The sequence below is a fragment of the Nonomuraea sp. NPDC050547 genome, assembly GCF_044457345.1.
GTDB lineage: Bacteria > Actinomycetota > Actinomycetes > Streptosporangiales > Streptosporangiaceae > Nonomuraea.
On sequence record NZ_JBITGW010000008.1, the window covers coordinates 385,933 to 409,458 of the forward strand.

Annotated in this window: 18 protein-coding genes; 9 read left to right on the top strand and 9 right to left on the bottom strand. The window is 70.8% G+C overall.

What is annotated here, in order from left to right; genetic code table 11:
- Positions 1 to 1,440, bottom strand: a complete 1,440-nt coding sequence (locus tag ACIBHY_RS22425) for an IucA/IucC family protein (RefSeq protein WP_397307625.1) — start codon at positions 1,438 to 1,440, stop codon at positions 1 to 3.
- The gene (locus ACIBHY_RS22430; protein WP_397307626.1) at positions 1,422 to 2,561 is read right to left on the bottom strand and encodes a siderophore biosynthesis protein; all 1,140 of its coding nucleotides are present in this window, start codon (positions 2,559 to 2,561) and stop codon (positions 1,422 to 1,424) included. The genes ACIBHY_RS22425 and ACIBHY_RS22430 overlap by 19 nt, the downstream gene beginning before the upstream one ends.
- A gap of 157 nt (positions 2,562 to 2,718) precedes the next feature.
- Here ACIBHY_RS22430 and ACIBHY_RS22435 point away from each other — a divergent pair, with 157 nt between their 5' ends.
- From ACIBHY_RS22435 to ACIBHY_RS22450, 4 genes are all read left to right on the top strand, one after another.
- The gene (locus ACIBHY_RS22435; protein ID WP_397307627.1) at positions 2,719 to 3,015 is read left to right on the top strand and encodes a hypothetical protein; all 297 of its coding nucleotides are present in this window, start codon (positions 2,719 to 2,721) and stop codon (positions 3,013 to 3,015) included.
- Between the two features lie 39 nt (positions 3,016 to 3,054).
- The gene (locus ACIBHY_RS22440; protein ID WP_397251344.1) at positions 3,055 to 4,389 is read left to right on the top strand and encodes an ATP-binding protein; all 1,335 of its coding nucleotides are present in this window, start codon (positions 3,055 to 3,057) and stop codon (positions 4,387 to 4,389) included.
- Positions 4,386 to 5,048, top strand: coding sequence for a response regulator transcription factor (locus ACIBHY_RS22445; protein WP_397251342.1), 663 nt, complete (start codon positions 4,386 to 4,388; stop codon positions 5,046 to 5,048). The genes ACIBHY_RS22440 and ACIBHY_RS22445 overlap by 4 nt, the downstream gene beginning before the upstream one ends.
- Before the next feature lie 75 nt (positions 5,049 to 5,123).
- A complete protein-coding gene (locus ACIBHY_RS22450) occupies positions 5,124 to 5,936 on the top strand; it encodes a class F sortase (RefSeq protein ID WP_397307628.1) in 813 nt (270 codons plus the stop codon).
- A gap of 33 nt (positions 5,937 to 5,969) precedes the next feature.
- Here the strand turns inward: ACIBHY_RS22450 and ACIBHY_RS22455 are convergent, their stop codons facing one another.
- From ACIBHY_RS22455 to ACIBHY_RS22465, 3 genes are read right to left on the bottom strand one after another with little or no spacing between them, the layout of a single operon-like run.
- Positions 5,970 to 7,895, bottom strand: coding sequence for a protein kinase (locus tag ACIBHY_RS22455; RefSeq protein ID WP_397307629.1), 1,926 nt, complete (start codon positions 7,893 to 7,895; stop codon positions 5,970 to 5,972).
- A gap of 1 nt (position 7,896) precedes the next feature.
- Positions 7,897 to 9,507 carry a hypothetical protein gene (locus ACIBHY_RS22460; RefSeq protein ID WP_397251336.1) on the bottom strand — a complete coding sequence of 537 codons (1,611 nt, stop codon included), beginning with the start codon at positions 9,505 to 9,507 and terminating at the stop codon, positions 7,897 to 7,899.
- 5 nt (positions 9,508 to 9,512) lie between these two features.
- Positions 9,513 to 11,384 carry a protein kinase gene (locus ACIBHY_RS22465; protein ID WP_397307630.1) on the bottom strand — a complete coding sequence of 624 codons (1,872 nt, stop codon included), beginning with the start codon at positions 11,382 to 11,384 and terminating at the stop codon, positions 9,513 to 9,515.
- 138 nt (positions 11,385 to 11,522) lie between these two features.
- Here ACIBHY_RS22465 and nudC point away from each other — a divergent pair, with 138 nt between their 5' ends.
- Positions 11,523 to 12,494: an NAD(+) diphosphatase gene (nudC, locus tag ACIBHY_RS22470; RefSeq protein WP_397307631.1), complete on the top strand. Its 972-nt coding sequence runs from the start codon at positions 11,523 to 11,525 to the stop codon at positions 12,492 to 12,494.
- 6 nt (positions 12,495 to 12,500) lie between these two features.
- Here nudC and ACIBHY_RS22475 read toward each other — a convergent pair whose 3' ends face one another.
- The gene (locus ACIBHY_RS22475; RefSeq protein WP_184968030.1) at positions 12,501 to 12,749 is read right to left on the bottom strand and encodes a glutaredoxin domain-containing protein; all 249 of its coding nucleotides are present in this window, start codon (positions 12,747 to 12,749) and stop codon (positions 12,501 to 12,503) included.
- Between the two features lie 76 nt (positions 12,750 to 12,825).
- A complete protein-coding gene (locus ACIBHY_RS22480) occupies positions 12,826 to 13,710 on the bottom strand; it encodes an alpha/beta hydrolase (protein ID WP_397251330.1) in 885 nt (294 codons plus the stop codon).
- Between the two features lie 106 nt (positions 13,711 to 13,816).
- Here ACIBHY_RS22480 and ACIBHY_RS22485 point away from each other — a divergent pair, with 106 nt between their 5' ends.
- The 3 genes from ACIBHY_RS22485 to ACIBHY_RS22495 all read left to right on the top strand — a co-directional run bounded on the left by ACIBHY_RS22485 (position 13,817) and on the right by ACIBHY_RS22495 (position 17,695).
- Complete coding sequence (locus ACIBHY_RS22485; protein ID WP_397251328.1) at positions 13,817 to 15,904, top strand: ATP-dependent DNA helicase UvrD2; 2,088 nt, start codon at positions 13,817 to 13,819, stop codon at positions 15,902 to 15,904.
- A gap of 86 nt (positions 15,905 to 15,990) precedes the next feature.
- Positions 15,991 to 16,875, top strand: coding sequence for an acyl-CoA thioesterase (locus ACIBHY_RS22490; protein ID WP_397099407.1), 885 nt, complete (start codon positions 15,991 to 15,993; stop codon positions 16,873 to 16,875).
- A gap of 550 nt (positions 16,876 to 17,425) precedes the next feature.
- Positions 17,426 to 17,695, top strand: coding sequence for a WhiB family transcriptional regulator (locus tag ACIBHY_RS22495; protein ID WP_184968169.1), 270 nt, complete (start codon positions 17,426 to 17,428; stop codon positions 17,693 to 17,695).
- Positions 17,696 to 18,710: 1,015 nt separating this feature from the next.
- Here ACIBHY_RS22495 and ACIBHY_RS22500 read toward each other — a convergent pair.
- Positions 18,711 to 20,051 carry an ABC1 kinase family protein gene (locus ACIBHY_RS22500; RefSeq protein WP_397259555.1) on the bottom strand — a complete coding sequence of 447 codons (1,341 nt, stop codon included), beginning with the start codon at positions 20,049 to 20,051 and terminating at the stop codon, positions 18,711 to 18,713.
- A gap of 733 nt (positions 20,052 to 20,784) precedes the next feature.
- The gene (locus tag ACIBHY_RS22505) at positions 20,785 to 22,260 is read right to left on the bottom strand and encodes a ThiF family adenylyltransferase (RefSeq protein WP_397307632.1); all 1,476 of its coding nucleotides are present in this window, start codon (positions 22,258 to 22,260) and stop codon (positions 20,785 to 20,787) included.
- Between the two features lie 477 nt (positions 22,261 to 22,737).
- Here ACIBHY_RS22505 and ACIBHY_RS22510 point away from each other — a divergent pair, with 477 nt between their 5' ends.
- A complete protein-coding gene (locus tag ACIBHY_RS22510) occupies positions 22,738 to 23,520 on the top strand; it encodes an enoyl-CoA hydratase/isomerase family protein (protein ID WP_397307633.1) in 783 nt (260 codons plus the stop codon).
- Positions 23,521 to 23,526 lie beyond the last annotated feature (6 nt).

Below are 23,526 nucleotides of genomic sequence, written 5' to 3' on the forward strand. Positions count from 1 at the left end.
TCACGCTCTCCTCAGGTAGTTGGGCCCGCTGGCGCCGTAGTACTTGTTGACGTCGCGGGCGCCGGTGCGCTCCTTGGCCACCAGGGTGCCCGCGGTGATCATCGATTTCCCGGTGAGCCGGGCCGCGTCGAGCGTCCTGGCGCGCAGCAGCCGGGCCATGGGGTCCTCGCCGTGCTCGTCGAGCGCCTCGGCGAGGGTCTCGCGCAGCAGCCGGGCGGCCCGCTCGTGGGGCAGCGCCCCGAACGCGACCGCCGCGGCGGCCAGATGCAGCGTGATCGTCACGAACACGTCGGCCAGCGCGTGGGGGTCGTCGGTCAGCATGCGCTCGTCGGTGAAGGCGGGCGGCTCGACACCGGCCGCGCGCAGCCTCGCCGGCGAAGCCAGGAGCCCGTCGTTGTCCTTGACCAGCAGCTTCATGCCGTCGTCCGCGAACACGAGCGCGAGGTTCTGCTGATGTGCCTCCAGCGCCACGCCGTGGCGGACGAACAGCCGCACGTTCCAGCGCAGCAGGACGCGCAGGTACTCGGGGACGACGTCGCCGAGCCGTTCGAGCACGGTCGGGGCGTTGAGCGCGGCGACCGGCACGATCCGGCCCTCCGGCAGCCGGCGGATCATCCACGCCAGGTACTCGTGCCCGGCGTGCGCGTAGGTCTGCTCGTCGGCCACCAGCACGTCGGGGTCGGCCAGCTCGCGGACCAGCAGCTCGGCCAGGGCGCCGTCACGCAGCGTCCCCGGCCTGATCGAGCGGCGGTTGCGCACGCCCAGCGTGCTGACCGGAATCGGCAGCTTCAGATGGGTACGCGCGTCCAGTTCGACGGTCCGCATCGACAACGTGGGCCGCACGATCGTCGGCCGCCCCTCGACCTCGCGCACCCCCTCGACCTTCAGCGCCTCCTCGATCGTCAGCGGGTGCACGGGGAACGGCTCGTCGTGGCCGGGCACCGTGACCCAGCGCAGCGCGAACGCGGGCCCGAACTCCGGCGCGTACGCCAGCAGGTCAGCGGCGCTCATCCCCACCCTGGCCCGCGAGGTCGGATACACCGGATGCTCCACGAACGCCGCCAGCGTCTCGTAGGACGGCTCGCCCGCCAGCACCCGATCGGCGTGCAGCGCGTGCAGCTCACCGGCCGCCAGCGCCGCCGCGCACTCGTCGGCGAAGGCCGCCACGCCCTGCGCGTCGGCCGGATCGGCCACCTCGGCCAGTGTGGCGAGCACCTGATCCAGCCGCAGGCGTTCCTCGGGGGCCACCACGAAGTCCTGGTAGAGCGACCCCGGCACCAGCCGTACGACCCTGCCGTCGGCCAGCGTCAGCCGCACGCCCTCCCGGGTCCTGCTCACCCGCCGCGACAGGCCGCCGTAGTCCTCGCGCAGCAGGGCGTCGAGAACGCGCGCTGACAGCCTGGCCTGAGTGGAGTCGAGAGTCACGCCGAGATCACCCACGGCCGCTCCGCCCGGTAGGCGTCCACCGCCGCCTCCACCCGGCGGCGGTCGGGGCCGACCGCGCGGATGACGCCCAGGTAGTCGCGGTTGGTGTGGGTTCTGGTGATCCGTTCTCCGGCGGCGCGCAGGGGGCGGTGCCAGAGGCGGACGCCGTCTTGGGAGCGTTCCTCCGCTCCGGGGGCCTCGGTGATCGTTCCGGACCGGTCGGCCACCAGGCTGACGGCGGTGCCGTACCCGGGAGCGGGGGGTGTCGCGGGAAGCCGCTCGCCCAGGTGCGCCCGCAGGATCCACTCGAACAGCGGGACGCCCAGGATGTCGCCGAGCAGGAAGTCGCAGTGGTCGCCGATCACCCGGTAGTTGACCTCGACGATGCGCGGTCCGGCCGGCGTGAGCACGTACTCGGTGTGGCAGGCCCCGAAGCCCGCACCCAGCGCCGCGAGCGCGGCCAGCACGTGCTCGTGCGGCCCGTCCGGCGCCCAGTCCAGCCGCTCCTCCACGAAGTGCGGCAGCGGCCCCAGCCGCGTCGCGTAACCGCCCAGCACCCGCGTGCCCGCCGCGTCGCCCAGCGTCTCCAGCGTGCGCAGCGGTCCCTCCAGATACTCCTCCGCGACCACGTACGCGCCCGGCCGCGCGCGCCGCACCGCCGCGACCGCCTTCTCCAGGTCCTTCTCCACCAGCATCACGTCCTCGCTGGCCACGCCCTCGCGGGGCTTCACCACCAAGGGGTACGGCAGGCCGCCGGGAACGGCGTCATCCGGACCCAGCTGAATCGAGAAGACCTCCTCCACCCCGGCCTCGGCCAGCTTCGCGCGCATCAGATACTTGTTCTTGGCCGACAGGCACGCCCGCCAGTCCTTGCCGGGCAGCCCGAAGTAGGCGGCGGCCAGCGCGGTCTCGGTCTGCAGGTGGTCGGAGTTGCTGAACAGGGCGTCCGGTCGCCCGAGGCGCGAGACGGCGTCGATGAGGGCGCGCGGGTCGCGCACGTCGCACGCGACCGCGTGCGGGTGCTGCTCGGGCCGGTCGGTCAGAATGGTGACCTCGCAGCCGAGCGCGCGAGCGGCCGGCAGGAATCCGTCGGTCACCGAGTCCGTCGGCTTGAGCGCCGTCATGAAGAGCCGCAAAACAGGGCACCCCCGGATCAGGTAAGGCTAACCTAACTCGGCGATGATAGTCCCGGGACGATCACCTCGTTGCCCCGACAGGCTAATCGGCGGACAAATGAGAGTCTTCTCATTCTCATCTCACCGACATCTCCTCCGCAGAGCCTACGGTCCTGTCATGACCCGTAGGACCACGCTCGTGGGAGCCACGGTCGGCGCGGTGCTCGCCGCGCTGGCCATGACCGTGGTGGTCAAAGCGGGCGCGGTGGAACCGGACCTCGGCGGCGAGATCATCGTCACCCCCACGGCCACCCCGCCGCCGCCCAGCCCGACGCCGACGATGACGCCGAGCCCGACCAGGGAACGCGCGACGCCCACACCGACCAGGAAGAAGACGAAAGCCGACCCGGTGCCACCCCCGTCGCCGACCAGGGTCCGCAGCGGGGATGATGATGAGGACGATGACGACGACTGAGCAGGCAAGGTGAGTGCGAGAGCCCGGATCGTAGGCTGGATGCTCTCGGTCGTGACCCTGGCGCTCGGCCTGTCGATCTTCGCCGCCTGGAACGTCCTGCTGACCCGGGTGGACGAGCGGATCGCGGCAGAGTTCAAGCACGAGTACGAGGAGCTGCGCGGCTACGCGGCCAAACCCCCGACCAACGACCTGGAGGACCTGCTGGTCGGCTACCTCCAGGTCAACGTCGCCGACCGGTGGGAGATGTTCTTCACCGTCGTGGACGGCCAGCCCCACCACAAGGGCCGGGCCGAGGCGCCCGCGCCCCTCGACGAGGACGCCGCCCTGGTCGCCCGCGTGGCCGAGGCCCAGCGCCCGGAGACCGGAGAGTGGCCGTCCAAAGCCGGTGAGGTCCGCTACGTCTCGATCCCCATCCAGATCAAGGGCGACCCGCGCCAGGGCCACTTCGTCATCGCGATCTTCTACGAGCACCACCGGCAGGAGGTCGTCGACGCCGTCCGTGTGCTCGCCTTCACCTCGCTGGCCGCGCTGGCGATGGCGGGCGCGGCCGGCTGGTTCGTCGCGGGCCGCGTGCTCGCACCGGTCCGGATGGTACGGCAGGCCGCCGAGCACATCAGCGACTCCAGCGACCTGACCCGCCGGCTCGACGTGGTCGGCAACGACGACGTGGCCGCGCTGGCCCGCACCTTCAACCACATGCTGGACCGGCTGCAACGCGCCTTCGAGGTGCAGCGCGAGTTCGTGGACGACGCGGGGCACGAGCTGCGTACCCCGATCACCGTCATCCGCGGCCACCTGGAGCTGATGGGCGACGACCCGGCGGAGCGGGAGGAGACGCTCGCGCTGGTCACCGACGAGCTCAACCGCATGAACCGCATCGTCGACGACCTGCTCACGCTGGCCAAGTCGGAGCAGCCGGGCTTCCTGTCGCTGGAGGAGGTGGAGCTCGCCGACCTGACCGTCAGCGTGATCGCCAAGGCCAGGGCGCTGGGCGAGCGCGACTGGCGGGTGGACGAGGTGGCCGAGGCGCGCATCGTGGCCGACCGCCAGCGGCTCACCCAGGCGCTCATGCAACTGGCCGCCAACGCGGTCCGGCACACCCAGGAGGGCGCGCTCGTGGCCGCGGGCTCCGCCGTGGACGGCGACCGCGTCCGGCTGTGGGTACGCGACGGCGGCCCCGGAGTGCGGCCGGAGGATCGCGAGCGCATCTTCCAGCGGTTCGTCCGCGCGGGCAGCCGTTCCCACCAGGGCGCCGGGCTCGGGCTGTCCATCGTGCGCTCCATCGCCGAGGCCCACGGCGGCCGCGTCTGGGTGGAGGACGGCGCCCGCTTCGTCATCGAATTGCAGGTTGACGGAAAAGAGGTACGGGATTGAACCGGATACTCATCGCCGAGGACGAGGCCAGGATCGCCGCGTTCGTGGAGAAGGGGCTGCGGGGCAACGGCTTCGTGACCACCGTGGTGGAGGACGGCGAGGCCGCCTTCGAGTACGCCCGCAGCGGTGAGTTCGACCTTCTGGTGCTCGACATCGGGCTGCCGCTGAGCGACGGGTTCACGGTGCTGCGCAGGCTGCGGCAGGCCAGGGTGACGCTGCCGGTGATCATCCTGACCGCCCGTGACGGCGTGGCCGACACCGTCGCCGGGCTCGAAGGCGGGGCCGACGACTACATCCCCAAGCCGTTCGCCTTCGAGGAACTGCTGGCCAGGGTGCGGCTGCGGCTGCGTACGGAGCGCACGCCCGAGGTGACCGTGCTGCGCGTGGGCGATCTGTCGCTGGACCTGCGCAGCCGCCGGGTGCACGTGGGCGGGCACGTGGTGGAGCTGTCGGCGCGGGAGTTCGCGCTGGCCGAGGTCTTCTGCCGCCATCCCGACCAGGTGCTCACCCGTGAGCAGCTGCTCAGCCACGTGTGGGGGTTCGACTTCGACCCCGGCTCGAACGTCGTGGACGTCTACGTGCGGTACCTGCGCAAGAAAATCGGGGCAGAACGGATCGAGACCCTGCGAGGTACTGGATATCGCATGAAAGCCCTCTAACGGCGGCCTCATGGGGGTCCCACCGCCGCTCGGGAGTCTGAGATCGGCAACGGAACGGACTCCCAGGAGGACGGCATGGAACTCAAGCGGATCCTGATCGCCATCGCGCTGATGTGCGGAACCGGAGCGGCGGGCGCCGGTCTCGTCGCGACCCCGGCCTCGGCCGCCCCGGCCGCACTGGCCCAGGCCGACGACGACGACCGAGACGACGACGATGACGACCGTCCCAGGGGCGGCGTGGACACCGGAGCGGGTGGCACCAGCGACGACGACGATGACGACGATCGCCCGAGGGGCGGCGTGGACACCGGAGCGGGCGGCACCAGCGACGACGACGATGACGACGATCGCCCGAGGGGCGGCGTGGACACCGGAGCGGGCGGCACCAGCGACGACGACGATGACGACGACCGTCCCAGGGGCGGCGTGGACACCGGAGCGGGTGGCACGCAGGCCGCCAACCCGGTACGGCTGCGCGTCCCCGCCATCGGCCTGAAGACGAAGATCATCCCGCTGGCCCTCGACAAGAAGGGCCGCCTGACCGCGCCCAAGCGCTACGACGTCGCCGGATGGAACCAGGCCGGCCCCGAGCCCGGCGAGCGCGGCCCCGCCGTCATCGCGGGCCACGTGGACTCCAAGACGGGCCCCGCGGTCTTCTACAAGGTCCGCGGCCTCGACCCCGGCGACAAGATCTACGTGGACCGCGCCGACGGCAGCACCAAGGCCTTCACCGTCCACCGCCTGGCCCGCTACCCGAAGACCGCCGTCCCCGGCCGCACGGTCTACGGCCAGACCGGCGGCGCCGAGCTGCGCCTGATCACCTGCGGCGGCGTGTTCGACAGGAAGAAGGGCAGCTACCGCGACAACATCGTGGTCTTCGCCCGGTGACAGCGCGGAGAGGCCGGGCCCGGCGATCCGGGCTCAGCCGCCCGACCAGAACAACCGCCAGACCGTGCCGGCGTCCCCGGCCATCGTGGCGAACCGCCGGACCCTCTTCCCGGTCAGGTCCACCACGTCCACCCGCCAAGGGCTGACCCCGTAGTCGTAGACCAGCAGGTGGTCCCGGCTGAACCAGCCCCACACCTTCTGCTTGGCACTCAGCGGGAAACGCGAGACGCGTTTCCCGCTCTCGTGTTCCACCACGCAGACGGCGGGCCGCGCGCCGGCGCACCCGGCGGCCAGCAGCGGACCGTTGACCTCGGCCGTGAGGTTGTCCGCCGAGCGCACACCCTTCACGGTCCGCGACAGCCGCCCGTCGAGCGTGTAGAGGCCGACCGGCCCGCCCCCGGTGACCAGGACGGTCCCGTCCGGGCCCCAGGCGAAGTCCGCCCCCTTGGTCAGGCCGCCGACCTCCCGCCGGGTGAACGCGCGGGCGGCCACGTCCACCACGGCGAAGCCGGTGGCCCTGCCGTCGGTGTCGGTGACGGTCAGCAGGACCCGCGAGCTGTCGCGTGCCCACGTCGGCCGCCTGACCAGCAGCGGCAGCTCCACGGTCGGCACCGCGAAGGACGGTGTCAGCGTCCGGTCGGTGAACTGCACGGTGTTGTTGCCGTCGGGGGCGTACTTGGGCGTGGTGTAGACCGACGCGACCAGCTCGCCGTCGGGGGAGACGACCGCGTCGCGGTACTCGGGCAGGCGGACGAACTCCCGCGTCCCCGGCTTCCTGACGAACCCCGGATGCCGCAGCGACTCCTCCTTGACCGTGAACGAGGTCAGCCGGAGCGGATCGCGCGGGCTCTCGTAGAACGTGGCCGCGAGCTGCGGCACCGCGACCGGGGCTGTGTCGGCCGGCGGCGAACCGCTGACCACGGGCGACGGCACGACGGCCGCCGGGCTCGGCCGCGCGCCCGCCGACGGGGACGGCGGCCCGGCCGAGGGCCGCGTGACCAGGATCGTGGCGGTCACGGCCGCCGCCACGGCCAGCGCCGTACCCCCGACCAGGGCCGTGCGCAGGCGCCGGGGCCGGCGGGAGACCGCCAGCCCTTCCAGCAGCAGCCCTTCCGGAACCGAGTCGGGCCGCCGCTCCACCGGCCGTCTGGCGGTCCGCCCGACGTTGCCTCCGCTGCCGGGCGCCGGGTGGCCGAGCAGGCGCAGCAGCACCTGGCTGGCCCGCGGCCGCTCGGCGGGCTCCTTGGCCAGGCAGGCCGCCACGATCTCGCGCAGGTCCCCGTCGAGACCGTCCAGCTCGGGCTCCTCCGTCGCCAGCCGATGCATGATCGCCGGCACCGAGTCCTGCCCGAACGGCGCTCGCCCGGTCGCCGCGAAGACGATCGTGGCCGCCCACGCGAACAGGTCCGACGGCGGCCCCGCCAGCGCCTGCCCGAACTGCTCCGGCGCCATGTACGCCGGCGTCCCCACCACCCCGCCGATCGTCGTCTCACCGGAGGCCGCCCGCGCGATCCCGAAGTCGATGACCCGCGGACCCTCCCTGCTCAGCAGCACGTTGGCCGGCTTGAAGTCACGGTGCACGACCCCGGCCCTGTGGATGGCCGCCAGCGCCGTGACGGTGCCGACCGCGAGCCTGCGCAGCTCCCGCCCGCCGATCGGGCCGCGCTCGCGCACGCTCGCCTGCAGCGTCGGCCCCTCGATGAACTCGCTCACGATGTACGGCACGCCGTTCTCACTGCCCGTGCCCAGCACCAGCGCGGTGCAGAACGAGGCCACCTCCGGCAGCACCTCCGCCTCGCGCAGGAACCGGGCGACGGCCTGCGGATCGGAGACCCGGTGCAGCACCTTGATGGCGACCTTCTCGCCCCCGGGCCCCTGCCCGAGATGGACCACGCCCTGGCCGCCGGAGCCCAGCGTGCCCAGGATCCGGTACTCGCCGACGTGTTCCAGGACGCTCATGTCAGTACCTGTCGAAGCGCAGGTCCGACAGCTCGTCCTTCACGGCCCTCAGCTCGGCCAGCTTGCGCGTCACCTTGCCCCTGAGATCGACCGCCTGCACGATCATCTTCTTGCCGGTCACCCGGCCCACGATCAGGTTGTCCTCGTCGTACCAGCCGTACATGTAGCCGGGGCTTGGCGGCACGCTGGTGAGCCTCTTGCCCGTCTCGGTGTCCCAGATGCAGCTGGTCAGCTGTTTGGCGCAGCTCGTGGTGACCAGCCGCTTGCCGGAGGGGGAGAACGGCGTCTGCCCGATCGGCCGGCCCACCCAGTGCATGGAGCGCACGACCTTGCCGGTCAGGTCCCGGTAGCGGATGCCCTCGCCGTTCTCCGGCGTCATGTACCCGGAGGCGATGAGCTGGTCGCCGGGCGCCCAGCGGTAGTAGTAGCTGGTGCGCTGCTCCGGCGCCTGTTTCCTGAACATCGCGACGTCCTCGGCGTTGGCCGTCTCCACGACGGTGGCGCGGCGCCGTTCGACGTCGATGAGGATGAAGCCCCGCACGTAGGCGGCCTGGACCTGCTCGTCGCGCTCCAGCATCGACAGCAGCAGCGTACGGCTGTCGCGCGACCACTGCGGCGACACGCCCCAGCGCGGGTTCGTCACGGTCGGGACGGTGAACTTCTCGCCGGTGACCCGGTCGGTGAAGCTCACGTCCAGGCGCTCGGCGGTCAGGATGTGCAGCTCGTTGACGGTGGCCGTCCACCGGTTGTCCGGGGAGACGGGGGAGGAGATGTTGTCGCCGCCGGTCCTGGCGAACGCCGTGCCGTCGAGCGTGCGCGCGTAGGCGACGGAGTCGCCGCCGTTCTGACCGACGTGGTACGAGGTGAGGCGGACCTGGTCGGCCGCGTTCTCCCAGAGTGTGCCCGCGCCGTCCGGCAGGGCGATGGTCCGGGTCACGGGCACCGGCTTCGGCGCGGCGGGTGTCGCGGGGGTGGCGGAGGCCGGCCGGGACGGAGTGCCGGCCGCGACCGGTTCCGCGCTGACCGTCCTGGGGGTCAGCAGGTAGCCGAGGGCGCCGGAGGCCAGCACGATGGCGACGGCCGCCGCGGTGAGCAGCAGCGCGCGGGGACGCCGTCGCGGCGGTTCCGGCGTGTCGGGCAGCGCGGTCTCCAGAGCGCCGGACTGGCCGAGCAGGCGCAACAGCGCCTCCTCCGCCGCTGGGCGGTGCTCCGGGTCCTCGGCCAGGCAGTCGGCCACCAGCTCGCGCAGCTCGCCTTGGAGGGCGCCCAGGTCGGCGGCGCCGTACCGGCGGCGTTTGTCGACCTCGCCGAAGGGGTCGCGGCCGGTCGCCGCGTAGGCGACCAGCGCGGCCCAGGCGAACATGTCGGCCGACTGCCCGCCCTCCCCGGCGGGCGTGCCGCGCAGCACGTGCGTGCCGTCCGCGCCGAGCACGACCGTGTGCGGGCCCAGATCGCCGTGGTGCCCGCCCGTACGGTGCACGGAGGCCAGCGCGGTCAGCACGGCCAGCGCGAGCCGGTGGGTGGCGTTGGGCGACAGCGCGCCGCCCTCGGACACCGCCTGGGCCAGCGTCCGTCCCTCCGCGCGGTCGGTGACCAGGATGCCGGAGTCCATGCCGGTCACCTCCGTGTGTAGACGTAGATCAGGTCGTCGCGGTCGTCCTTGCCGGCCAGCTCGGCCATCACCCTCTGCGTACGGCCGCGCAGGTCGATGGCGATGATCCGGTGCACCGCCCTGTCCTTGTCCCGGGGCTCGGTGATGATCAGATGGCTGTCGTCGTACCAGCTCAGCAGCGTGCCGCCCTTGGCCCCGTAGATGGCCACGCTCTCCTGGCGACCCCAGTTCTGGGTGTTCCAGAGGCAGAAGCTGCCGCCGCTCGGGCACAGCGTCAGGAACGAGGCGCCGGAGGGCGAGAAGCTGCGCCGTCCCCAGAGCTGGCCGACCCAGTGCCTGGTCCACAGCTCGCGCCCGGCCAGGTCGCGGGCCTTGAGACCCCAGCCGCTCTCGCTCCGGTAGTCGATGACCACACCGGAGGAGTCGGGCAGCCAGGCGTAGATCCGCTCGGCCTTGTCGTCGGTGGGTACGGGGGTGACGCTTCTGGAGACCGGGTCGACCAGCACGAAGCCCAGAGCCAGCTCGGGATCGCCGCCGTCGACGATGCTCAGCAGCAGCCGCTTGGAGTCCGGCGACCAGGTCGGGAGGGCGAGCTTGCCCTTGACCTCCGGCGTGAGGGCGTACTGCTCCTTCGTCCTCCTGTTGACGACCGTCAGCGTGGGCTCGGCGTAGATCGCCAGCCACTGGCCGTCGGGGGAGAAGCCGAGGTCGGCGCCGGGCGTCTTCAGCTTGGTGAAGGTGTCGCCCTCGCGCACGTACGCGTCCTTGCCCACCCGGTAGGCGCTCAGGACGACCGGGTCGTCCGGGCTCTCGTGCAGTGTCAGGCCGAGGCCCGCGGCCTTGACCGTCTTGGTGGGCTTGGGTGGCGGGCTGGGGTCGGGCGCCGCCGTACGGACGTCCGGGGAAGGCGAGGCGGGACCGGGCGCCGGAGCCGCGGACACGACCTTGGCCGGCGCCGGGGCCGGTCGGGTCACCCGCGCGACGGCGTGCCCGCCCGCGGCCGACAGGACCGCCAGCGCGAGCGCCGCGGCCACGAGCACCGGCGCCCTGGACCGGCGCCGCGGCTCCTCCTCCTGCACCGGCGGCAGGTCGGTCAGCATGGAGTGGCCCACGAGCCGCATCAGCGCCTCGCTGGCCGAGGGCCGCGCCGCCGGATCCTTGGCCAGGCACGCCGCGACGATCGCCCGCGGCGGATCGGCCACGCCACCGAGGTCGGGCTCCTCGCGCAGGATGCGGTTCATGGCGGCCGACATCGAGTTGGAGTGGAAGGGCGGCTGCCCGGTGGCGGCGAACACCACGGTCGAGCCCCACGCGAACAGATCGGCGGACATGGGGAACAGCTCGCCCGCGAACTGCTCGGGCGCCAGGAAAGCGGGTGAGGAGACCTGCTGGGTGGCGATCGCCGACCCCGACTCCACCGCGGCGCCGACTCCCGCGTTGATCACTCGGGGACCGTCCGGCCCGAGCACGACGTTGTCGGGCCGCAGCGCCCCGTGCGCCAGCCCCGCCTGATGGATGGCGGCCAGCGCGGTCATCGTCGCGATGGCCAGCCGATGCAGCGCCGCGCCGCCCAAGGGGCCGTCCTCGATGACGGCCTGCTTGAGGCTGACCCCGTCCACGAACTCCGACACGATGTACGGCCGCGCCCCCTCGATCCCGGCGTCGAGGACCATCGCGCTGTGGAAGGCGTCCACGCGCTTCAGCCCCTCGGCCCGTTCCAGGAAGCCCTCCGGATCCTCCAGATCGGTATGGAGCAGCTTGACCGCCACCCGCTCGCCGTCCGGGCCGCGTCCCGCGTAGACCACGCCGGCCGGTCCTTCAGCGAGAACGTGCTCCAGCGTGTAGTCCCCGAGTTGCCGCGGGTCTCCTAAAGGCATCGATCGAGAGCCTCCGATCTTCACGATGCTGCGAGCCAATTATGTGGTTACGGGGGATTCGGCCGGAAGTGCGGCGGCGAGGCTTACCCGAACCTGGCGTCGTAGGATGTCTGCGACTTTGGGGAGGGTGTGTCCGGCGTGGATACAAGGGCTGAAGAACAACTGATCGGGCCACTACTGCTGGCGCGCGGCACCATCGACAGGTCCTCGACACTGCGCGGCGACCGCGCGTGGCTGGAACGTGCCTGGGCCGACCCGGCCACCAGAGTTCTGGTCATCGACGACGGCCACACGCTCGTCCGCCGCACCGGCGAGGACGTCGAGGCCGTGCTGTACACGACCGGGGAAGCCCCCGAGGGCGAGCGCTATCTGCTGGGCGTCGAGGACGGCACCGCCTACTTCGCCGTCGCCGCGCCCCTGCCGGGGATCGACGCCGAGCTGAACGGCCGGGCGACCGTGCCCATGAGCCTGAGCGACACCTCGGAGGGCCAGCCGGTCGTGGCCGGGCTGCGCCAGGTCGGCGGGCTGCTCGGCGACCGGGACGCCGGTCTGCTGGTCTACGCCGTGGCCCTGGAGGCCTGGCACACGACGCACGAGCACTGCCCGCGCTGCGGGAGCCGTACCCGCGTCGAGGGGGGCGGCCACATCCGCGTCTGCCCCGAGGACGGCTCACAGCACTTCCCGCGCGTCGACCCCGCGGTGATCATGCTGATCCGCGACGAGGAGGACCGCTGCCTGCTGGCCCGCGGGCCGCAGTGGCCGGAGGGGCGGCTGTCGATCCTGGCCGGGTTCGTGGAGCCGGGGGAGTCGCTGGAGCACGCTGTCGTGCGCGAGGTGGCCGAGGAGGTCGGCATCGCCGTCACGAACCCGCGCTACCTGGGCAGCCAGCCGTGGCCGTTCCCGCGCAGCCTCATGCTCGGCTTCTTCGCCGACGCGATCACCACGACGCTCACCCCGGACGCCGACGAGATCGCCGAGGCCAGGTGGTACTCACGCGTACAGCTCGCCGAGGCGCTGGCCTCGGGCGAGCTGCGGCTGCCGCCGCCGGTCTCGATCGCCAGGCGGCTGATCGAGACCTGGTACGGCGACCAGCTGGTCGGTGACTGGTAGGTACCTTCAGGCGGCCTGGAGGAGTGCCTTCACCTCGCGCGCCGACGGGTTCGTGCGCACGACCCGGCCCTTGGGGGTCTCGATGACGACCGTCGGGACGACCTGGTTGCCGTTGTTCACGCTCTCCACGAACGCGGCGGCGGTGGGGTTCGCCTCGATGTCGACTTCGCTGAAGCTGATGCCTTCGCGGGAGAGCTGAGACTTCAGCCTCTTGCAGGGGCCGCACCAGGTGGTGGTGTAGACCGTCAGCGCCATGAGGGTTCCTTTCGGTAAACAGGCGCTCGGTGCAACAACGCCGGGCGCCCGCGTAATCCCTCGTGATCCGGTGGGGTTAGCCGACGCGGTCGGTGATCCACTGCTGGACGCGCTCGGCCACGCCGGGCTCGCGGAAGAGCGGCGCGCTGTGCTGGGAGCCGGGCTGGGTGACGACCGTCACGTCCACGCCCACCTGGCCCAGCATCGTCTTGAGCAACTCGCTCTGCACCGGCGGCACGAACTCGTTCTCCGAGTGCAGCATCAGCATCGGGGCGTCCTTGGCGCTGGCGTGCCAGGGCACCTCCATGCTGGCCCAGACCCGCGAGCACTTGCCCTTGGGCTCGCAGCCGCCGGCCAGCCGCATGGCCGCCACGCGCAGGCGGCGCTTGTTGACGTCCGTGGTCTTGGCGCCGTCGGAGAAGGCGCGCAGCGGCGAGATCACCGGTGACAGCCCCACGACGCCCTTCAGGCCGGGCACGCCGTTGCCGTACGTGCCGACGGCCGCGGCGATGTGGCCGCCCGCGGAGAAGCCGACCACCACGAACTTGGCCGGGTCGAACGACCAGCGCCCGGCGTGCTTGCGGGCCACGGCGATCGCGGAGAAGGCGTCACTGCGCTGCGCCGGCCAGGCCTCCTGGCCGGACAGGCGGTAGTTGAGGTTGAAGACCGTGTAGCCCATGTCGGCGTAGGTGCGGGCGATCTCCGTCATGTACCTCTTGTCGCCGCCGGACCACCAGCCGCCGTGGATGAGGAAGACGCCGGGCCGCTTGGTGCCGTCGGCCGTCCACCACACGTCCATGTCCTGGTTGCGCTGGTGGCCGTAGTTGACGCTCTCCGCGGACAGGCCGCCGAGGCCGTTGGAGTCGACCGGGAAGGGGTCCTTGGCCGTCTCGGCGGCGGCCGCCGCCGGTGTGAGCGCGATCGCAGCGGCGAGCGCGCTCGCGAAAACCGCAGTTCGCACGGCCTTCCCTTTCCCCCATGCAGTTGGTCGTGCCCCATTGTGAGGGAATTGACCTGTTCTTTGCATCTCGGTGATGTGAACGGGTGACGGGCGGCATGTTGCCAGAATGGAGCCCTTCACCGCCACCGGCTGGGAGGATGATGAGGTGAACAGCGTGGACGACGTGCTCGCCGGGCTCGACCCGGAGCAGCGAGCGGTGGCCGAGGCCGTGCGAGGTCCGGTGTGCGTGCTGGCCGGCGCGGGCACCGGGAAGACCAGGGCGATCACCCACCGCATCGCCCACGCCGTACGGAGTGGGTACGTCGACTCCTCCAGCGTGCTCGCCGTGACATTCACCACACGCGCCGCCGGGGAGCTCAGGCAGCGGCTGCGCGCGCTCGGCGCGCCCGGCGTCCAGGCCCGCACCTTCCACGCCGCCGCGCTGCGCCAGCTCACCTACTTCTGGCCGAGGGTCATCGGCGGCGACGCGCCGTCGGTGATCGAGTCCAAGCTGCCCGTGCTGCGCGAGGCCTGCCGGATCACCCGCACCAGCCCCGACGTCCTGCGCGACCTGGCAGGCGAGGTCGAGTGGTCCAAGGTCGTCCAGATCGCCCCCGAGGACTACACGGCCGCCGCCGCGAAGTTCAACCGCACGCCGCCGGTGCCCGTCGAGGAGATGGCGCGCGTCTACGACGCCTACGAGCAGATCCGGCGCGAGCGGCACCTGGTCGACTTCGAGACCATCCTGGAGCTCACCGCCGCGGTCATGACCGAGCACCAGGAGGTGGCGGCCCAGATCCGCCAGCAGTACCGCTACTTCGTCGTCGACGAGTACCAGGACGTCAACCCGCTGCAGAAGCTCCTGCTCGACACCTGGCTCGGCGGGCGCGAGGACCTGTGCGTGGTCGGCGACCCCAACCAGACCATCTACTCCTTCACCGGCGCCAGCCCCCGCTACCTGACCGGCTTCGCCGTCGAGCACCCCGACGCCGCCGTCATCAAGCTCGTGCGCGACTACCGCTCCACCCCGCAGGTGGTCGACCTGGCCAACCTGGTCATCGCCAAGGGCCGCTCGGCCCACCGCCTGGAGCTGATCGCCCAGCGAAAGGACGGCCCCAAGCCCGTCTTCACCGAGCACGACGACGAGCCGGCCGAGGCCGCCGGGGTCGCCCGCGCCATCCGCAAGCTCCTCGACAAGGGCGTGGCCGCCCGCGAGATCGCCGTCCTGTTCCGGGTCAACTCCCAGTCGGAGGCCTACGAGGAGGCCCTGTCCAAGGCCGAGATCTCCTACGTCCTGCGCGGCGCCGAGCGCTTCTTCGAGCGCCCGGAAGTGCGTCAGGCCGTCGTACTGCTGCGCGGCGCCGCCCGCTCGGAGTCCGGCGAACCCCTGGCCGGCGAGGTCCACCACATCCTGACCGGGATCGGGCTCACCCCGGCCGCGCCCGGCGGCGGCAAGGCCCGCGAGAAGTGGGAGTCGCTGCGCGCCCTGGCCGACCTGGCCGAGGACATGGCCGCCAACGGGGCCGACCTGCCCGCGTTCGTGGCCGAACTGGAGCGGCGCGCCGGCGAGCAGCACGCGCCGCCGGTCGAAGGCGTCACGCTGGCCTCGCTCCACGCCGCAAAGGGCCTGGAATGGGACGCCGTCTTCCTCGTCGGCCTCACCGACGGCATGATGCCGATCATCTACGCGGAGTCGGCCGAGCAGATCGAGGAGGAGCGCCGCCTCCTGTACGTCGGCATCACCAGGGCCCGTGAGCACCTCTCGCTCTCATGGGCGCTCGCCCGCGCCCCCGGCGGCCGCAAGGGCCGCCGCCCCTCCCGGTTCCTCGACGGGCTGACCGGCCGCCCGGCCACCACCGCCCGCGCCGCCGCCGCGCCCACGCCGTCGCGCGAACGCCGGCAGGTGGCCGCCCCCGTCTCCTGCCGCATCTGCGCCCGCAACCTCGCCACCGCGGCCGAGCAGAAGCTGGGCCGATGCTCCAGCTGCCCCGCCGACTTCGACGAGGCGTTGCTGGAAAGCCTCAAGTCCTGGCGCACCACCACGGCCAAGGAGGCGAAGATCCCGCCGTACGTCGTGTTCACCGACGTGACCCTCCAGGCCATCGCGGAGCGCGTGCCGCGCACCGACTCCGAACTGCTGTCCATCGCGGGGATCGGCAAGGTCAAGCTGGACAAGTACGGCGAGGCCGTACTCGGTCTCTGCCGTGGCGCGTGATTTTCCCGACACGGCGGGCGGGTTCCTGACGCGGCAGGTGGCACGTCAGACTTATGGTGATACGGCCAGCCGCTAGGGAGAGACACGTGAACGAGGCGCTGAAGGAGCTGCTCGATCTGCTCGACCTTGAGCAGATCGAGCTGGACATCTTCCGCGGCCGCAGCCCGGAGGAGCGCATCCAGCGCGTCTTCGGCGGCCAGGTGGCGGCGCAGGCGCTGGTCGCCGCCGGGCGTACCGTCCCGGACGACCGCCACGTGCACTCGCTGCACGCCTACTTCATCCGGCCGGGCGACCCCGCCATCCCGATCGTCTACAACGTCGAGCGGGTCCGCGACGGCCGTTCCTTCGCCACGCGCCGGGTGGTCGCCATCCAGCACGGCAAGGCGATCTTCACGATGTCCGCGTCGTTCCACGTGCCCGAGGAGGGCTGGGCGCACCAGGCGGCCGCGATGCCGACGGTCCCCGACCCGGAGACACTGCCCACCTTCCAGGACAAGCTGTACGACCTCGTGGGCGACGAGCCCGGCTGGAAGGACTGGCTGTCCAAGCCGCGCCCCGTGGACGCCCGCTACGCCTCCCCGCTGACCTTCGAGGCGTCCAGGAACCCGGAGCTGATCAGCGCCGAGACCAACGTCTGGTTCCGCTACGACGCGGAACTGCCCGACGACCCGCTCCTGCACGTGGTGCTGGCCGCGTACGCCTCCGACTTCACGCTCGTCGACACGATACTGCTGGCGCACGGCCTGTCCTGGGGCACCTCCAACGTCATGGGCGCCTCCCTGGACCACGCCATGTGGTTCCACCGCCCGTTCAGGTCCGACGACTGGTTGCTCTATGCTCAGGAGTCCCCCTGGTCAGGGGGAGCCCGGGGCCTTGCCCGCGGACAGATGTTCACCTCATCAGGAGACCTCGTCGTCTCGGTGGTGCAGGAGGCCATGATCCGCGAGATAAAGTCACAAAATCCCAGGTAGAAAATAAGTTGCCCCTTCCCGGCTTCCCGGTTTAGGGTCATGGTCAAGCGAGTCGGACACTCCTGTCCGACGATCCCAGAACGGAGGTGAGTCCCGGTGATCAGCATCAAGATGTCGGCCACGCAGTGGCTCGCTTCCGCACGTCGTGACTCGGTCAGGCTCGTCGATGGGCCGGCCAGATTGCGACCGGAGCAGTCTGTCTTCGGCCAGGAGCCCGCCTTCTACGCCCACGCCGGGCTTGAGGCCGTCCTGGTTCACGGAGCAGGAGTGGCTCCGTCCGCCCTGGTTCACGGAGCAGAAGTGGCTCCGTCCGCGCCTGCCATCGCAGGTGCCCCGAGCATCGTGCCGACTCAGCAGAACACCAAGGGTGGTCTGTGCGGTCCGCAACCCTGGAGGGATGCGCCGGTCATAACCTGACCGGCACACAAGCAGCCCCCAGGCCGCGGATCCGCACATCGGATCCGCGGCCTCTTTGTTTGTCCGTGATCCCCCACCACCTACGAGGTGCCCGAACAAGATCACCGAGATCGAAAACAAGAAGGAGACGCAGATGGGGGCGAAGACGATCATGGACCTGATCGACGAAGCCAAGATCCCCTGCCGTGCCAACCCCGACCTGTGGTTCGCCGAGTCGCCGGAGGACGTCGAGTTCGCCAAGGCGCTCTGCGGTGGCTGCCCGATCCAGAAGGCCTGCCTCGACCGCGCGCTCGAGCGTGAGGAGCCGTGGGGCGTCTGGGGCGGCGAGCTCATCCTCAGGGGGACCGTAGTGCCCCGCAAGCGGCCCCGCGGGCGTCCCCGCAAGCACCCGGTCGCTGCCTGATCCACCCACCCCGTCCCTACTCAAGAAAGGCATCTCACCGAAATGAACATCCTTCCCACCAGGAGCTTTGAAATGCCATATCTGTTCCAGAACATGGTTAACGACCGAATACAAACCCTCCACCGAGAGGCGGAGGAGCAACGCCTGATCAACCGGATCCGCCGAGTAGAGCGCGCCCGGAAGAACGTGCAGCGGGCTCATGACCGCTTGCGTGTGGCGTTGACCCGAGGAGTCTGACCCAGGAGGTCCTGCCGCCGGCGCAGGACCTCCACCGAGGTCTCCTTCTCACGAAGGGCCCGGAAGCCAACAACAAGGCTTCCGGGCCCTTCGCCCACTAACTCCCAAACCCCCAACCACCCCACCCCCGAATCCTCCCAACCACCCCCATCACCCAGCCCAGTCCAGGCCGGCACCCTCCCCAGTCCAGGTGGGCACCCAGCCCAGCCCAACCCAGGTCGGCACCCTCCCCAGTCCAGGTGGGCACCCAGCCCAGCCCAACCCAGGTCGGCACCCAGTCCAACCCAGGTCGGCACCCAGCCCAGCCCACGTCGGCGCACACAACCCCAGCCGATGTGACCCCCGGCCCACGCCTGGCTAGCCCACGCCGCGCCGGCCAGGCCGACCAACCAGGCCGACAGCCCCGGCACAGGCGCACGCGGCCCCGGCGCACGCGGCCCCGGGCCACCCCGGCGGCCCACCTCGGCCCAGGCGCACCCCATCTCGGTCGTCCCGGCCCACGCCCAACCGCCCGGTTACACCGCCCCGTCCCGCCGAATCGCGCCCCTTCCCGGCCCTCGGCCTTCCCCTCCCTGTGTGGCTCGCGTGCTGTTCCCGGCCCGCCGCAGTCTCTGTCCCCTGGGCCGCTTGCCGCCGCCCGACGAGCACCCGCGCGCCGCTGCCCTATGGACCTGTGCCCCGGTACCGGGTCCGAAGACCACCGGCTCCGGCGATGGCGGTCGCCAAAGGTGCATGAGGCCCGACAAGCGGTGCTTCTGGAACTGCTTGTGTTCCGAGGTCAGGAAACAGGGAGGGAATCGGTGGCTTCGTCCGGATCGTCGGCGAAGCCGGGGACCCAGCGGATGACCTCGTCGCGGAACCGGGCAGTGGCTCCGAGCTGGCACAGGACGCCGATGCCTGCGGCGTGCACCCGATGGATGAGCACATACGAGACGGGAAGGTTGAGCTGGCGCACCACGTTGTTCGGCCGGAGGTCGGTCACGCTGGCGGCCTGCGCCTGCAGCCACTCGCGGCTGAACGTGAACTCCTCCACCGCCGTGGGCTCGACATACGGCGCCAGGAACGCGCGCAGAGCATCGGCGTCGATCTCGATGTGGGGTCGGATGAAGCCCTCGTCGCGAAGGCCGTTCATGACCGTTTCCATGTCGCCGTGGTTGAAGATGCGGGTGAGCTTCCCGAACGCCTTGGGGTACCCCTCGGGGAGCCGGTTGACCGCGCCGAAATCCAGGACACCGAGTCGGCCGTCCTCCAGCATGCGGAAGTTACCGGGATGAGGGTCCGCGTGGAGCATGCCCACCCGAGCCGGCGAGCAGAACAGGAACCGCACGAGCAGCAGCCCCGCCCTGTCACGCTGTTCCTTCGTGCCACCGGTGATGATGCGCGACAGCGGCGTACCGTCCATCCACTCGGTCACCAGGACCATCTCGTTGGCGGCGATCACGTCGGGCACCTGGAAGTCGGGGTCGCCGTGGAACTCCTGCGCGAAGGCGTGCTGGGCTTCGGCCTCGTGGAAGTAGTCGAGCTCTTCGGCGATACGCTCGCGGAGCTCGGCCAGAACGGCCTTGATGTCGAGGCCGGGCAACATGACCCCGAACAACTTGCCCAGCCGAGCCAACTGGGTGAAATCACCGAGAAGCGCCTTGCCGGCGCCGGGGTACTGGACTTTGACCGCCACGTCACGGCCGTCGTGCCAAACCGCACGATGGACCTGTCCGATCGAGGCGGCAGCGGTGGGCTGGTCCTCGAAGGAGATGAAATTCTCCCGCCAGTCGTCGCCCAACTGCTCGGCCAGCACCTTGTGAACGGTGGCCACGGGCAGCGGCGGAGCGGCATCCTGGAGTTTGGTCAGCGTGGCCCGATAAGGCCCGGCGATCTCCGGCGGCAGAGCGGCTTCGAAGATGGACAGCGCTTGGCCCAGCTTCATCGCACCGCCCTTGAGCTCGCCGAGGACCTTGAAGATCTGCTCGGCGGTACGCTGCTGGATCTCCTGTGCGACGATCTCGGCGGATTTGCCGCCGATACGCTTCCCGATGCCCAGGGCCGTGCGGCCCGCGAAACTGATCGGAAGCGTGGCCAGCTTGGCGGAGCGCGTGACTGCGCGGCGCGGAAGATCGCTCACCCTAGTACGCGGCGTCCCGTTGAGGCGCCACTTCCCCCTTCCGTGGTCGACCCATGTGCGCATGGTCGCGGACCCGGCCCGGTGGCTTCCAGGCCCAATGGTCTCCCCTGATGCCCGTCGGACACGGGCGATGTGCTGGTGGTGCCGGTCCCGCTGGCTGCGAGCCTTCGATCGTGCGAACCCCGCCGGCCGCGGGTTCGAGCTTCTTCCCTGGTACGGCAGGCCGTCTTGGCACGGCAGGCCACACCTGACGGGAACCGACACGGCGGTGGCCGCGCCTGACCCGGACGGTGCCGAGATCGCCCCGCCGGGTGCGGGGGTTCGCGGCATTGCCTGTTCGGCGTGAAGCGACAGGGTTGCCCTGCTGGGTGCAAGGCGAAGGAGGTTGCCTCGCTGGGTGCGGGGCCAGGGGTACCTCGCTGGATGCCGAGGTCAAGAGAGACGTCTCGCTGGTTGCGAGGTCGAAGGGACGGTCTCGCTCGACGCGAGGTCGAAGGGGCTGCCTCGCTGGGTGCGAGATCGAGGGGGTGCCTCGCTGGGTGCGAGGTCGAGGGGATACCTCGCGGGAAGCGAGGTCGGGAGGGATGTCCTCGCTGGGTGCGAGGGTGGTGTGTTCCCGCTGGATGCGGGGGCTCTTGCTTGTGACTGTATGGCGCGTGCCCAGAGGTCTGGTCGCGGACCCCCGGGTGACTGGGGCTGTGGCGTGGGATGACTGGCGTGGTGTGGCTGGGGTTTAGTCGCGGGTGGCCGCTCTGACCATTCTTAGCGAATCAGGATTGTTGCGTATACACCTACATTGCGGGTGGATTGCCCAGGTCCGCCGCTTCCTCTGCCAATCAGGCAATATGTCGATTGTGCCGTTGGTCACAATCGAAGGGTGGCCGTCAAGGTAGGCGAGGGCGTGCCTGGAGGCTTCCGCGGCCACCAAGGCGGCCAGGGTGGTGTCGCAGGCGATCTCGCCCGCGGGGTAGCCGCCCAGATGAGCGGTGACCATGGGCCAGGCCGGATCGCGGTCGCGGCGGGTGAGGTCCAGGCAGTGCAGGCACGCGCTCTGGCTCGGGTGCACCAGCGGTCCCACCGTTCCGTAGCCCTCGAAGGCGGAGACCAGCATGTGCGGGATGTTCAGCGCGGTCAGCTCGGTCACCAGGATCCCGTCCAGCGGGCCCACCGGAGCGAGGATGACCAGGTGCGGAAGATCGGAGCGGTCGTTGAGATACGGCCCGCCCGCGACGAACCGGGCATAGGGCGATGGGACCGGCCTGGCCGGCGGCGCGGGCTCTGCGGGTGTGGCCGAGGTTCGTGCTGGTGAGGTGGGCTGGGAGGGAGAGGCCGGTCGTCGTTTGCCGCCGCCGGGGCGGGTGTCCTCGATCGATTGGCTGATGACCCCAGTCCGCTGACGAGCCGCTTGGGTCGGTCGGCTCGGCTTTCCAGCGTCGTGCGCGGAATCTCGGGCGCTATGGGTGGGGGTTCGAGTGCCCTGAGTGGAGTCACGGACCTGGCGGGTGGAGCTTCGATTGGCTTGGGCGGAATCGGAATTCCGGGCGTCGTGGGTGGCGTCCTGAGGATCGTGGGTGGGGTCTTGGGGCGCCTTTGCTGGTGGGCGGGTCTCCTGGGGCGTCGGCTGGGTGGGTTGTTGCGATCGGCGGCGTTGCTTTGCGGGGGGAATCTGGGCGGGCTGGTGGGTGGATGCGTGGGGGCAGGTGATCAGGCGCGTGGCGGTGGCGACGGAGGCTTCTTCTCGGGGGAGGCCGAGTTCGGACCAGGTGAGGCCGCCTGGGACCAGGTCTTCGGGGCGGGTGGGGGCGGGGTCGATGACGCGGATCGTTCCCACACCGGCGGCGGCCAGGAGGTTGACGATCGACGCGCCCAGGCGGCCGGCGCCGTAGACCCGGACGCGGGCGTTGCGGCGGCGGGCGAGGGCGGGCAGGCCGCCTGCGGGGTTGTCTCTGGCCAGATCGAGGGCGTCCAGGTCGGGGCGGAGGCGGTCTCGTTCTGGCAGGGGGATGTCCTGAAGGATCGTGAGCGGGATTGAGGCGTCGTCCAGGACGCCTTGGGCGGTCAGTTCTGCCAGGAGGGTTCTGGCTGCCTGCTCTTCCATGCCCGCTTTCACGGCGTGCCTTACGGCTTGGGCCAGGTCCTGGGTGCCGTCCAGGGACTCGATCCAGGCTCGGAGCGGTGGGGTGAGGTCGGTGAGCACGACGGCCTGCATCGGGTGTACGCCGAACTGGAGGGTGCGCTCGTCTCTGAGGATGCGGCGCAGGGAGGGTTTCACGCGGGGCCTCATGACGGTCAGGGTTCCATCATCGGGGGCGTTTGTGGGGGTGGTTGTCCCGGGCTGTGGATAACTTCTTCCGCTGGTCAGAGGGCTGTGGATGAAGGTCCCGCCATACCTGGGCAAACGGGCGCGGTGGCAGGCCGGGTGCGGGGCTGCGGGGGTGCCGAACCACGTGCGGACGGGACGCGGGAATCGCCGTGGCGGGAGTGGGCAAGGCCGGTGAGCGGAGTCCCGGGTGGGGGATGGGGAGGGCGCGGTAACGGGGTGGGGGACCGCAGCAGCGAGGGGCGAAGGGTGAGAGGGGCGACGGAGACGCCAGGGATGAGGGGACGAGGGGGATGAGAGAGGCAAAGTGCTGGGGAAGTGGAGGGTGGCCCGGGGGGAGATGGGGGCGGGGTTACGATCTTGGGCATGAGCGAGCTCTTGGTCGACCGTTCGGACGACGGCGTCGTCTGGGTGACCTTCAACCTCCCCGACCGCCGCAACGCCATGACCGACACCATGACCCAGCGCTGGTCCCAGGAGATGGCCGCCCTGGCCGCCGACAGAACCGCCCGCTGCGTAGTGATCACCGGCGCGGGCAGTGCCTTCTCCGCAGGTGGAGACCTGTCCTGGCTGTCGGAGAGGGCGACCGAATCAGTCCCGGACCTCAGGGACCGCATGCTCACCTTCTACCGGACCTGGCTGTCGATCACCCACCTGGAAATCCCCACGATCGCCGCCGTGAACGGCGCCGCGGTGGGGGCGGGCCTCTGCCTGGCCCTGGCCTGCGACCTCGTCTACGCGGCGGAGGACGCCAAACTGCTGGCCCCCTTCACCTCCCTGGGCCTGCACCCGGGCATGGCGGCCACGTACCTGTTGCCGAAGACGGGAGGCCTGAGGCTGGCCCGCGAGATGCTCCTGACCGGACGTGTCCTGACAGGAGCAGAAGCAGCATCGGAAGGTCTGATAAATCGGGCATTCGCGGGAAATGACCTTAGGCAGGCCGTTCAAGAGATCGCCCTCAAGGTCGCCTCAACCGCCCCCATCGCCGCGAAACTCACCAAATCCGCGCTAAATGGGGATCATCAGGATCTCGAAGCCGCCCTCCGCTGGGAGGCCCTCGCCCAGCCCGTGACCATGGCTTCCGCCGACATGGTGGAGGGTCTTCTGGCCCATCGGGAAAGGCGGGTGCCCAAATTCACCGGCTCTTAATCATCT